An 11742-nucleotide genomic window follows, 5' to 3' on the forward strand; every position below is an offset into this window, starting at 1 on the left:
TTACCAAATGAAAAAGTTCACCTCTGTAAGTGATGTGGAAAACTTACAGGACATTATAAAGAAAGCATTAAAAATTAAAGAAAATCCTCTTTCAGAAACAGAGAAAGGAAAAGGTAAAACAATAGGTCTGGTATTCTTGAACTCAAGTCTGAGAACCCGTTTAAGCAGCCAGATCGCCGCCCAGAATTTAGGATTGAATGTATTGACCTTAAACGCTGCGCAGGAAGCCTGGAACCTCGAATTTGCCGATGGTGCTGTAATGAACGGGGATACCGTAGAACACATCAAAGATGCTATTGAAGTACTAAATCAATATTGCGATATCATTGCAGTGCGATGCTTTGCAGGAATGAAAAATAAACAAGATGATGTTAACGAAAGCATTTTGAGTCAGTTTGAAAAACACGCAAAAGTTCCTGTGATTTCTCTGGAATCAGCAACCCGCCATCCTTTGCAAAGCCTGGCAGACTGTATTACGATTACCGAAAACTGGAAAGAAGAACGCAGACCAAAAGTTGTTCTCACCTGGGCCCCTCATATCAAGCCGATTGCACAGGCAGTAGGAAACTCTTTTGCAGAATGGATGCAGGAAATGAATGTAGATTTTGTGATCACCAATCCGGAAGGCTATGATTTGGATAAGAATTTCACAAAAGAGGTTAAAATTATTCATGATCAGGATGAAGCATTGAAAGATGCAGACTTTATTTATGTTAAAAACTGGTCCTCTTTTGAGGACTACGCTGCTATGCCCGAAGTAAATGAAAATTGGATGCTGACAACTGGAAAACTCAAAAATACCAATAATGTAAAAGTAATGCACTGTCTTCCTGTCCGCAGAAATGTAGAGCTGAGCGATGAGGTTATGGATGGTGAAAATTCCATTATCTATCAGCAGGCAAAAAACCGGATATTCTCTGCCCAGGCTGTCTTCAGTGAAATTCTGGACAACATATAATAACAAAAACAAAAGCGTTCCAAAGGAATAATTGAGCAAAGGGCGGGATTAAATCCTGCCAAACTTTGCCCATATAATATCAAAAAACAACCATAATCAGTAATGAACAAGCTGTACATCATAAAAATAGGAGGCGCTCTGATTGACGATGAAGAATTGTTAAACCAGTTTCTGGAGCAGTTTTCCGGAATCAAGGAAAAAAAAATTCTTGTTCATGGAGGGGGTAAGCTGGCTACAACTCTGGCCGATAAGCTTGGTGTAGAACAAAAAATGATTAATGGAAGAAGAATTACGGATAAAGAGACGCTGGATATTGTAACGATGGTATATGCAGGCGGAATCAATAAGAAGATTGTTGAAAAATTGCAGCAGAAAAAATGCAACGCCATAGGATTTTCAGGAGCAGACGGAAATTTAATTAAAGCAAAAAAAAAGAGAGCATCCTGAAATTGACTTCGGATATGTAGGGGATATTAATAAGAAAAGTGTGAATAAAAAGCTGATTTCAAAATTAATTAAGCTTGATCTTATTCCTGTATTTTCTGCGATTACCCATGATAAAAAAGGAAATCTTTTCAATACCAATGCAGATACTATTGCTTCTGTGATGGCACAGGCTCTTTCGGAAAAATATCAGGTGGAATTATTATACTGTTTTGATAAAGAGGGAGTTTTAGAAGATATTAATAATCCGGAATCCGTAATCAGAAATGTTTCTGAAGAAAAATTTCTGGCATTGAAAGAACAGGGAAAGCTTCACAAAGGAATTCTTCCTAAGCTGGAGAACGCTCTTGGAGCTATAAAAAATAATGTAAATAAAGTGTTTCTGATTAAAGAAACCGAACTCAAAAACCATATAGAAGATCATCATGCAGGAACTGAAATCTGTTTATAATAAAGAAGAATTATTGAGCAACGCAGTAGAATTGCTTAAAAAACTGATTGAAATTCCTTCATTCAGCAAAGATGAGTTTAATACCTCAATGGAAATTGAAAGCTTCTTCAGAAAACACCAGATCCCTACAAAACGTTTCAAAAACAATATCTGGGCGGTGAATAAAAACTTTGATGTATTTAAACCGTCAGTTCTGCTGAATACCCATCATGACACGGTAAAACCCAACAAAGCATATACACTGGACCCGTTTCTGCCGATAGAAAAAGATGGAAAATTGTACGGATTGGGGAGTAATGATGCAGGAGCTTCTTTAGTTTCTATGGCTCAGGTTTTTTTACATTTTTATGAAAAAGAAGATTTAAAATATAATTTAGTTATTGCTTTGACAGCAGAGGAGGAGATTTCAGGATTTGATGGGATTGAAGCCCTGTTTCCGCAGCTACCCAATGTGGAGCTTGCTATTGTAGGAGAACCCACGCAGATGAATCTGGCGATCGCGGAAAAAGGACTTCTGGTTATTGATGGCGAAATGAAAGGAACTCCTTCTCACGCTGCTCATCCAAACAATGACAACGCCATTATAAAATGTATGGAAGATCTTCAGCAGATCTTAAACTTCAGGTTTCCTAAGATCTCAGAATATCTGGGTGAGGTAAAAATTACCTTATCAGGAATTCATGCCGGCGTGCAGCATAACGTTGTCCCGGAATCATGTTCTTTCACGCTGGATGTAAGAGTTACCGATGAATATTCCAATAAAGAAGCGTTTGAAATCATTCAGTCACAGATGAAATCAGAACTCAGGGCGAGGTCTTTCCGGCTCAATTCCTCAAAGATCGAAATGGATCATCCGTTTGTGCAGGCCGGATTGGGAATAGGAAGGACCACTTACGGTTCACCTACCTCCTCAGATCAGGCGATCATTCCGTGTACCTCCGTAAAAATAGGCCCCGGCGACAGCAGGCGCTCCCATACAGCAGATGAATACATCTATATAAAGGAAATAGAAGAAGGAATTGAAATCTATATCCGGATTCTGGAACAGGTTTTATAAAAAAGAAGAGACTGAAATTACCTCTTCTCATCAACAATACATGTTTTAGCTGTGCTCGGCAGGAAATTAAAGTGGAGTTTTTAATAAGGATTTATGCAAAAAGAAAAATTAAAGACAAAAGCTTTTAAATGTGGAGATGTTTTTTAATAGTTTTTTTACTGGTAACAGTATAGTTAAGGATCCCTGTCGGGCCGCTGAAACAATATTAAATAATTATTTATGAAAAAAATATGGCAAAAGGATAATCTTGCTACCAATATATTAGTCAATAACTTTACGGTCGGAAAAGACCTTGACTTCGATGAACGTCTGGCAAAATATGATGTTAAAGGCTCAATGGCTCACTGTAAAATGCTGGCAGAAACCGGAATTATCTCCGGGGAAGAGTCAAAACAGATGCTTTCCGTTTTGGAAACCATTCTGAACGATATTGAGAACGGTTACTTTGAGATCGATAAAGATGCTGAGGATATTCATTCCCAGATTGAAGCGATACTCATTGAAAAATTAGGCGATACCGGAAAGAAGATCCATACCGCAAGATCCCGTAATGATCAGGTTTTGACAGACATTAAACTCTATCTTTTAGATGAGATCCGTGAGATCACAACCCTTACCGATGAGTTTTTTCAGATTCTTACCGGACTTGCTGACCAGCATAAAAACGTACTGCTTCCTGGGTATACCCATTTGCAGATCGCAATGCCGTCTTCCTTCGGATTGTGGTTCGGAGCTTACGCTGAAGCCCTGCTGGATGATGTTGAGCTGCTTTTTTCAGTGAAAAACATCATTAATAAAAACCCCTTAGGTTCAGCCGCCGGGTATGGCTCTTCATTTCCGATCGACCGTGAAAGCACCACTTATAACCTGGGATTTCAGTCATTGAATTATAATTCGGTATACGCTCAAATGACCAGAGGAAAGTCGGAAAAACTTTTGGCCATGTCTATGGCTGCTTTGGCCGGGACACTTTCGAAATTTGCTTATGATGTATGTCTCTATCTCAGTCAGAACTTTGATTTCATCAGTTTTCCAAAAGAATTTACCACAGGAAGCAGCATTATGCCCCATAAAAAGAATCCGGATATTTTTGAGCTGGTTCGTGCCCGGTGTAACAGAATTCAGTCGCTTCCGAATGAATTGATTTTGCTTATCAACAATCTTCCGTCAGGCTATCACAGAGATGTACAGCTTACCAAAGAGATTCTTTTTCCTGCTATTGACTCATTAAAAGAATGCCTGGAAATATTAAATTATACCCTCCCGAATATTCAGGTGAAAGAAGGAATTCTTGAAGATGAAAAATATAAATACCTGTTTAGTGTAGAAAAAATCAATGAAGAAGTGAAAAACGGAAGCTCATTCCGGGATGCATATATCAAAGTAGGGCAGGAAATTGAAAACAATGAATTTGATTTTGAAATAAGAGAGCTGAATCATACCCACCAGGGAAGCATCGGAAATCTCTGTCTGGATAAAATAGAATACCAGTTCAATAAACTGAAAAATAAATTATTGGGTTGATCTTACAATATATGATGTATTGAAGATCTGTTAAAGTTTCGATTTCGTTCAGCTGGCAGCTCAGATAACAGCCATCATTTTACAATGCTGTCATGCTGAGCGGAGTCGAAGCATTTTTAAATGAAAAGGATGGATTTGTCCAGCCTTGTGATGAATTGAAAGAATGATTAAATGATTAAAAATTATTCCAGATCAATTTTAAACTTGGTAGACTTCTTCACCTCGTGAAGCACAATAGAACTGTGGTACTGTCCGATATTAGGAATATTTGAAATAACATTAACCGCGAAGTCATTATAGGAATTAATATCCTTAGCGATAATTTTAAGCATATAATCATATTCGCCGGAAAGACTGATGATCTCCTGTACTTCATCATGTTTACCAATATTTTTCTCAAAAGTTTCCAGAACTTTCTGAGATTGCTCCTTTAAACGGACATTGCAGTAAACCACGATATTCAGACCCAGCTTTTCACGGTTTAAAAGACCTACATATTTCTCAATGATGCCCTGCTTCTCCAGCTGTTTGATCCGTTCATACGTAGGAGTGAAGGTAAGACCAATCTTTTCTGATATTTCCTTAACAGATAAAGTAGAGTCTTCCTGGATAATGCTGAGAATCATTTTGTCTTTTAAATCCATAAAATAAATTTGAGTTGAAACAAAAATAGTATTTATAAATGAAAATAAGGAAAGAACCACCGTTTTAATTTATTTGAAAAAATGGTTTTGTAGATTCGTGAAATTTTTATATCTTTGCACCTAATGAATAAAAAAGCATTTATATCATTAGAATTACCGGGCGAGAGCGCCCTTTACGATATTTATTGTTATTAAGCGAAGATTTGTCTTCGCTTTTTTTATGCTCAAAAATTAAGAAATATGTTTACGATTACAGAACTTAGCACCGAGAGAATCAACAGTATACTGGCCGAAGCAATGGCTTTTGCCAACGGAAAAACTGCTAAAATTGAAGGAGAAGTTTTTTGCTCAAATCTTTTCTTTGAAGACAGTACAAGAACAAAGACAAGCTTTGATATGGCAGAAAGAAAACTGGGACTGCAGGTAGTTCCCTTTGATGCTTCCAACAGTTCTGTAAATAAAGGAGAAAGCCTTTATGATACGGTAAAAACAATCGAAAGTATTGGTGTAAATCTGGTGGTGATCAGAGACAAAAAAGACCGTTATTTTGAAGAGCTGAAAAATATCAGCATTCCTGTAATCAATGGAGGAGACGGAACAGGAAATCACCCTTCACAGTGTATGCTGGATCTGATGACCATCTATCAGGAATTCGGAAAGTTTGAGGGCCTGAAGGTTGGAATTGTAGGAGATGTAAAACATAGCCGTGTGGCCAACTCCAATGCAGAAGCCTTAAGAAGATTAGGCGCAAAAGTATATTTCTCAGGACCAGAACAATGGTTTGATGAAGGAGCTTTAATCAACGGAACCTATTTGGCAGTAGATGAGCTGATCGCCGAAGTGGATGTTGTCATGCTTTTAAGAATACAGCATGAAAGACATGACGCGAAAATGAGTTTCTCCGCTTCTGAATATCACAAAAGATATGGGCTGACCAAAGAAAGAGAAAGATTAATGAAAGATGGAGCAATTATCATGCATCCGGCACCTATCAACAGAGGCGTTGAAATAGATACAGACCTTGTGGAATGCAAACGTTCAAGAATCTTCAGACAAATGCAGAACGGAGTTTTTGCAAGAATGGCAATCCTAAAAGAAGCACTTGAACAAAAAGGATACACCTTTAAATAAAAAGAAAGAGCCCCGTAGGGGCGGCCTGTTAATAAAAAAAGAAAATCTAAATAAAAAAAATGAAGAAAAAATTAATACTGGAGTCCGGTGAAGTGTTTCATGGAGAAGGTTTCGGAGCAGATTTGGAAACTGCCGGAGAAGTAGTTTTCAATACCGGAATGACAGGCTATCAGGAACTGATCTCTGATCCGTCTTATTGCGGTCAGATTGTTTGTATGACCTATCCGCTTATCGGGAATTATGGTATTAACCGTGATGATTATGAGAGTATTGAGCCTGCCATTAAAGGACTTATCGTAAAAGAGCTTTGCGATCTTCCTTCTAATTTTAGAACTCAAATTACTTTAGATGAATTATTTAAGAAGAAAAAGCTTTCAGGAATTTCAGGAATTGATACCCGGAAACTGACGAGAATTCTTCGGAACCATGGAGTAGTGAAAGGTAAAATTGTCAATGCTGATGCCGATGAAAATGCAGTTGCTTCAGAATTGAAGTCAACTACCTTCCCGATTAATCAGGTGGAAGAGGTTTCTACAAAAACACCTTATGCTAATCCAAACAGAGGTTTCAAGGTGGTTTTGGTAGACTTCGGGGCAAAATTGGGAATTATCAGAGAACTTTCTCAGAGAAACTGTGACATTATCGTAGTTTCCCAGGATACCACTGCTGAAGAGATCCTGTTGATGAATCCTGACGGAATTATGCTTTCAAACGGTCCTGGTGACCCGGAAGATGTACCGCATGCTTTGGATATGATCAGAGGTTTGTTAGGGAAAGTTCCAATCTTCGGAATCTGTTTAGGACACCAGTTGATTGGACTGGCCTGCGGAGCAAAAACATTCAAACTGAAATTCGGACACAGAGGAGGAAACCATCCGGTACTGGATTTAGAGAAAAACAAAGTCGCAATTACTTCCCAGAACCATGGATATGCTGTAGATCAGGAAAGCTTAAAAGGAACAGATCTTATCGAAACGCACATCGCATTGAACGACAGAACCAACGAAGGGTTAAAACACAAAATCCACCCATGTTTCTCAGTTCAGTATCACCCTGAAGCAAGCCCGGGTCCGGAAGACGCAAATTACCTGTTTGATGAGTTCATTGATTTAATGTACCAATTTAAAAATGTACCAGTTTAACAATACTCAAAATGATCAATTTCGAAAACAATCCTTTAATTGAAAAAACTGTAAAATTCTCTCTAGATATTATTGAATTTTGCGAATTACTGGAAAGTCAGAAGAAATTTGTTATTGCTAAACAGTTATTACGCTCAGGAACAAGTATTGGGGCCAATTCTTTTGAAGCACAAAATCCTTACAGTAAAAAAGATTTTGTAAATAAAATAAAGATTGCAGCGAAAGAACTTGAGGAAACAAAATATTGGTTATATCTGTGTAAATACTCTAAAAGCTACCCATTTAATGAAGGTTTAGAAACACAGATTATAGAAATTGGAAAAATTATTTATAAAATTTTAAGCACAACTTTATCAAAGGAAAACGGTTCGTAAAAATTGTTACACTGTTAAATTGATAAATTGTTACATTTTAAACTTATGAAAAGAAACGATATAAAAACAATTTTAGTAATTGGTTCAGGACCTATCATCATTGGTCAGGCGGCGGAATTTGATTACGCAGGAACGCAGGCTTGTTTGTCTTTGAAAGAAGAAGGATATAAAGTAATCCTGATCAATTCAAACCCTGCAACCATCATGACGGATGTTGAAATCGCGGATAAAGTATATATCGAGCCGATTTCATTACAGTTTGTAAGTCACATCATCAGAAAAGAACGTCCCGATGCACTTTTACCGACACTTGGAGGACAGACAGGTCTGAATATGGCGGTAGAGCTGGAGAAATCCGGAATCCTTGAAGAGTGTAAAGTTGAAGTATTGGGAACAAAGCTTTCAGCAATTAACAGAGCGGAGGACAGGGATCTTTTCCGAGAGCTGATGAGGGAGCTGAATGAACCTGTTCCGGAATCGGACATCGTGAACACGGTAGAAGGAGCTTTAGGGTTTGCTGACGAGATCGGTTACCCTGTAATCGTTCGTCCGGCCTTCACAATGGGAGGAACCGGAGGAGGAATTGCTTCCAACGAAGCCGAACTTAAAGAAATTGCTGAATTAGGACTGAAGCACAGCCCTGTTACCCAGTGTCTTATTGAAAAATCAATTGCCGGCTTCAAAGAAATAGAGTACGAAGTAATGCGTGATGCCAACGACAATGCGATTGTGGTTTGTAACATGGAAAATATTGACCCGGTGGGAGTTCACACAGGAGACTCAATCGTAGTAGCACCTTCTCAGACGCTTTCAGACAGAGAGTATCAGCTGCTGAGAAATGCCTCTTTAAAAATCATCAGGGCATTGGGAATTGAAGGAGGATGTAACGTACAGCTGGCCTTAGATCCACATTCATTCGATTATTATATCATTGAGGTTAACCCTAGAGTTTCCCGTTCATCAGCCTTGGCAAGTAAGGCAACAGGATATCCGATTGCAAAGATTGCTGCGAAAATTGCCGTAGGATTAACGCTGGATGAGATCATGAACCCGGTAACAGGAAAAACATATGCTTGTTTTGAACCTGCCCTTGACTATGTGGTAACGAAATTCCCAAGATTCCCGTTTGATAAATTCGAAACAGCGGACAGAAGGCTTTCAACACAAATGAAAGCAACCGGTGAAGTAATGGCCATCGGTAGAAACTTCGAAGAATCTTTACAGAAAGCCATCCGTTCCCTTGAAACCGGAATCAGACACTTAGGATTAAAGACAAAACAGGCACAGGCGCTTACCGCTGAAGAAATCGAACGAAGAATCAAAGTATGTGACGATGAAAGACTATTCATCATCGGAGATGCTTTAAGAAGAGGATATGACTGGGAACAGATTGTAGAATGGAGTAAAATTGACAAATTCTTCATCTGGAAGATGAAAAAACTGGTTGATTTCGAAAAAGTGATCGCAGCCAATAAGTTTGATAAGGAAACTTTAATTCAGGCTAAAAAATTAGGATTTGCTGATATTAATATTGCCGTTCTTTGGGACGTAAAAGAGCGTGAGGTCTTCAACTTCAGAAAAGAAAACGGAGTAATGCCGGTTTACAAAATGGTAGACACCTGCGCTGCCGAATTTGAAAGTGAAACACCATACTTCTACGGAACTTACGAAGAAGAAAACGAAAGTGTGGTTTCAGATAAAGAAAAGATCGTTGTTCTGGGATCTGGACCAATCAGAATCGGGCAGGGAGTTGAATTCGACTACGCAACTGTTCACTCAGTTTGGGCCATTAAAGAAATGGGCTACGAAGCAATCATCATTAATAACAACCCTGAAACAGTTTCCACAGACTTCTCAATCTCAGATAAACTATATTTCGAGCCGCTTACAGAAGAAGATGTAATGAATATCATCGATCTTGAAAAACCTAAAGGTGTTGTAGTGCAGTTCGGAGGACAGACAGCAATTAACCTTGCCGATAAGCTGGCAGCTCACGGAGTACAGATCCTGGGAACTTCTCTGGAAGACCTTGACAGAGCCGAAAACAGAGATAAATTTGAAAAAGCACTTCAGGAGCTTGGAATTCCTCAGCCAAAAGGAAGAACTTCAACTTCAAAAGAAGAAGCCATTAAAATTGCTAATGAAATTGGTTATCCGGTACTAGTGCGCCCAAGTTACGTTCTTGGAGGTAGAGCAATGGAAATCGTATATGCAGAAGCAGAGCTGACACACTATATGGAGCATGCAGTAGATGCAAGCCCTGAACACCCTGTACTTGTAGATAAATACATGGTAGGTAAAGAGATTGAAGTAGATGCAATCTGTGACGGGGAAACTGTAGTTATTCCGGGAATTATGGAGCACATCGAAAGAGCGGGAGTTCACTCCGGAGACTCTATTGCCGTATACCCGCCGCAGAATATTTCACAAAGCGAAGTTGAAACACTCGTAGATTATACAAAGAGACTGGCAAAAGGATTGAATGTAATCGGATTGATGAATATCCAGTACGTGCTTTTCGAAGGAAACGTATATGTGATCGAAGTAAACCCGAGATCATCAAGAACCGTTCCTTTCCTTTCTAAAATTACAGACGTTCCAATGGCTAATCTGGCAACAAAAGCAATTCTTGGACAGAAATTAACAGATCTGGGCTACAAAGACGGTCTCGTTCCGAATAAAGAAGGCGTATTTGTAAAAGTTCCGGTATTTTCGTTCTCAAAACTGACAAAAGTTGACATCTCCCTAGGCCCTGAAATGAAGTCTACAGGAGAAGTTATGGGGAAAGATACAACACTTGAAAAAGCCCTGTATAAAGGACTTATCGCAGCAGGAAGAAAAGTTCCGATGCACGGTTCAATCCTTTTCACAGTAGCAGACAAGCATAAGCAGGAAGCAGCTGATCTGGCAGCAAGATTCCATGAGGTAGGCTTCAGGATCTGGGCTACCGAAGGAACTGCAAAATTCTTTGAAGAAAAAGGAATTCCGTGTAAAATAGGATACAAAATAGGAGAGGAAGATGTAAATCTGATCGATCTGATCCAGAAAGGAAAAGTTCAGTATGTAGTGAACACAACTACCAAAGGAAAGCAGGCCGAAAGAGACGGATTCCAGATCAGAAGAATGAGTGTGGAAAACGGAGTACCTTGTCTTACCTCAATGGATACGGTAGAAGCCATCTTAAAAGTAATCGAAAGCATGAGTTTCAAAATGGAAACCATGTAATCTGATTAAAAAAAATATTAAGTTAAACCTCACAGATCTTGAAATTCTGTGAGGTTTTTTTATTAAATTCGGTTGCAGATATTATGAATAAAAGAGTTTCAGGTAATTTTATATAACTTTAAAATTGAATCAATGAATATTCTAAAGAAATTTAAAATCCTTTATGGAGTTATTTTTATCGTTATTCTGTTGGGATGCTCAATACCAACAGATTTTTACATTCAGAATCTGACACAGACCAGCAAAGTTGTAAAAATCAATTATGGAAGGAAGATCACCAATGCCTTGAATAATGATGGCTATGGAAATTTCAGCTTCAATTATCAGGAAGACATTGTAAAGCCCAAAGCTTTTAAAAAGAATAAGGATCTGCGGTCCCTGAAAAAAATAAGTGTCAATGACTCTTTGATTACCATTGAAATTCCTCCGCATTCAACGGTAAGGATTGAAAAAGCACATAATTATTCCTGGACAAGAGACATCAGAAGTATCGAAATAGACGGCCGGAAAATCACTATTCAAGATTTACAGGAGAAGTCGGAAGAGATTAAAGACGATTATATTTACAAAATTCAATAAAAGACTTTCAGTAGATTTCTTTAAAACAGAAAACTTTACTTTCCAAAAGTAAATAAGAACCAATCTCAATGCTGTCCGGTACAAACGATAAACGGCTTGGAAATATGAAGGTTACAAAATATAAAGAACGCTTACCCTGATTAAAACTAATTAAAAATTAATAAAATATTCCATGAAAAAAAATGTGTTATGCTTGATTATCCTCATGTGCTT

The 11742-nt window shown here is 38.3% G+C and carries 9 protein-coding genes and 1 pseudogene; 9 read left to right on the top strand and 1 reads right to left on the bottom strand.

The genetic code is table 11. The features are described from left to right. The first annotated feature begins 7 nt into the window (after positions 1-7). The 4 genes and pseudogenes from AOB46_RS05900 (at position 8) to argH (ending at position 4434) form a co-directional block, all read left to right on the top strand. Complete coding sequence (locus AOB46_RS05900; RefSeq protein WP_062697344.1) at positions 8-958, top strand: N-acetylornithine carbamoyltransferase; 951 nt, start codon at positions 8-10, stop codon at positions 956-958. 102 nt (positions 959-1060) lie between these two features. Further along, positions 1061-1853, top strand: a pseudogene (gene argB / locus AOB46_RS05905) (acetylglutamate kinase). Next, the gene (locus tag AOB46_RS05910; RefSeq protein WP_062697249.1) at positions 1828-2910 is read left to right on the top strand and encodes a M20 family metallo-hydrolase; all 1083 of its coding nucleotides are present in this window, start codon (positions 1828-1830) and stop codon (positions 2908-2910) included. The pseudogene argB and the gene AOB46_RS05910 overlap by 26 nt, the downstream one beginning before the upstream one ends. A gap of 219 nt (positions 2911-3129) precedes the next feature. Next, positions 3130-4434, top strand: coding sequence for an argininosuccinate lyase (argH, locus tag AOB46_RS05915; RefSeq protein ID WP_062697251.1), 1305 nt, complete (start codon positions 3130-3132; stop codon positions 4432-4434). Between the two features lie 182 nt (positions 4435-4616). On the opposite strand, the gene AOB46_RS05920 is transcribed toward argH, so the two are convergent. Beyond that, positions 4617-5078, bottom strand: a complete 462-nt coding sequence (locus tag AOB46_RS05920) for an Lrp/AsnC family transcriptional regulator (protein WP_062697253.1) — start codon at positions 5076-5078, stop codon at positions 4617-4619. A 240-nt stretch (positions 5079-5318) separates the two neighbouring features. Between AOB46_RS05920 and AOB46_RS05925 the strand changes: the two genes are divergently transcribed. From AOB46_RS05925 to AOB46_RS05945, 5 genes are all read left to right on the top strand, one after another. Beyond that, a complete protein-coding gene (locus tag AOB46_RS05925) occupies positions 5319-6209 on the top strand; it encodes an aspartate carbamoyltransferase catalytic subunit (RefSeq protein WP_062697255.1) in 891 nt (296 codons plus the stop codon). 59 nt (positions 6210-6268) lie between these two features. Then, a complete protein-coding gene (locus AOB46_RS05930; RefSeq protein ID WP_062697256.1) occupies positions 6269-7351 on the top strand; it encodes a carbamoyl phosphate synthase small subunit in 1083 nt (360 codons plus the stop codon). A gap of 11 nt (positions 7352-7362) precedes the next feature. Beyond that, positions 7363-7725 (top strand): four helix bundle protein, encoded by a 363-nt coding sequence (locus tag AOB46_RS05935; RefSeq protein WP_062697259.1) that lies wholly within the window; start codon positions 7363-7365, stop codon positions 7723-7725. Positions 7726-7770: 45 nt separating this feature from the next. Further along, on the top strand, positions 7771-10950 hold the full coding sequence (gene carB / locus AOB46_RS05940) for a carbamoyl-phosphate synthase large subunit (RefSeq protein ID WP_062697261.1): 3180 nt from the start codon (positions 7771-7773) through the stop codon (positions 10948-10950). A 132-nt stretch (positions 10951-11082) separates the two neighbouring features. Beyond that, positions 11083-11529, top strand: a complete 447-nt coding sequence (locus tag AOB46_RS05945; RefSeq protein ID WP_062697263.1) for a hypothetical protein — start codon at positions 11083-11085, stop codon at positions 11527-11529. The last annotated feature ends 213 nt before the right edge of the window (positions 11530-11742 follow it).

This window comes from Chryseobacterium indologenes, from assembly GCF_001295265.1.
GTDB lineage: Bacteria > Bacteroidota > Bacteroidia > Flavobacteriales > Weeksellaceae > Chryseobacterium > Chryseobacterium indologenes_A.

Bases quoted from the DNA above. Each gene is read 5' to 3' on its own strand.
- AOB46_RS05900 (WP_062697344.1), top strand. From the start codon at position 8: ATGAAAAAGTTCACCTCTGTAAGTGATGTGGAAAACTTACAGGACATT.
- AOB46_RS05910 (WP_062697249.1), top strand. From the start codon at position 1,828: ATGCAGGAACTGAAATCTGTTTATAATAAAGAAGAATTATTGAGCAAC.
- argH (WP_062697251.1), top strand. From the start codon at position 3,130: ATGAAAAAAATATGGCAAAAGGATAATCTTGCTACCAATATATTAGTC.
- AOB46_RS05920 (WP_062697253.1), bottom strand. From the start codon at position 5,078: ATGGATTTAAAAGACAAAATGATTCTCAGCATTATCCAGGAAGACTCT.
- AOB46_RS05925 (WP_062697255.1), top strand. From the start codon at position 5,319: ATGTTTACGATTACAGAACTTAGCACCGAGAGAATCAACAGTATACTG.
- AOB46_RS05930 (WP_062697256.1), top strand. From the start codon at position 6,269: ATGAAGAAAAAATTAATACTGGAGTCCGGTGAAGTGTTTCATGGAGAA.
- AOB46_RS05935 (WP_062697259.1), top strand. From the start codon at position 7,363: ATGATCAATTTCGAAAACAATCCTTTAATTGAAAAAACTGTAAAATTC.
- carB (WP_062697261.1), top strand. From the start codon at position 7,771: ATGAAAAGAAACGATATAAAAACAATTTTAGTAATTGGTTCAGGACCT.
- AOB46_RS05945 (WP_062697263.1), top strand. From the start codon at position 11,083: ATGAATATTCTAAAGAAATTTAAAATCCTTTATGGAGTTATTTTTATC.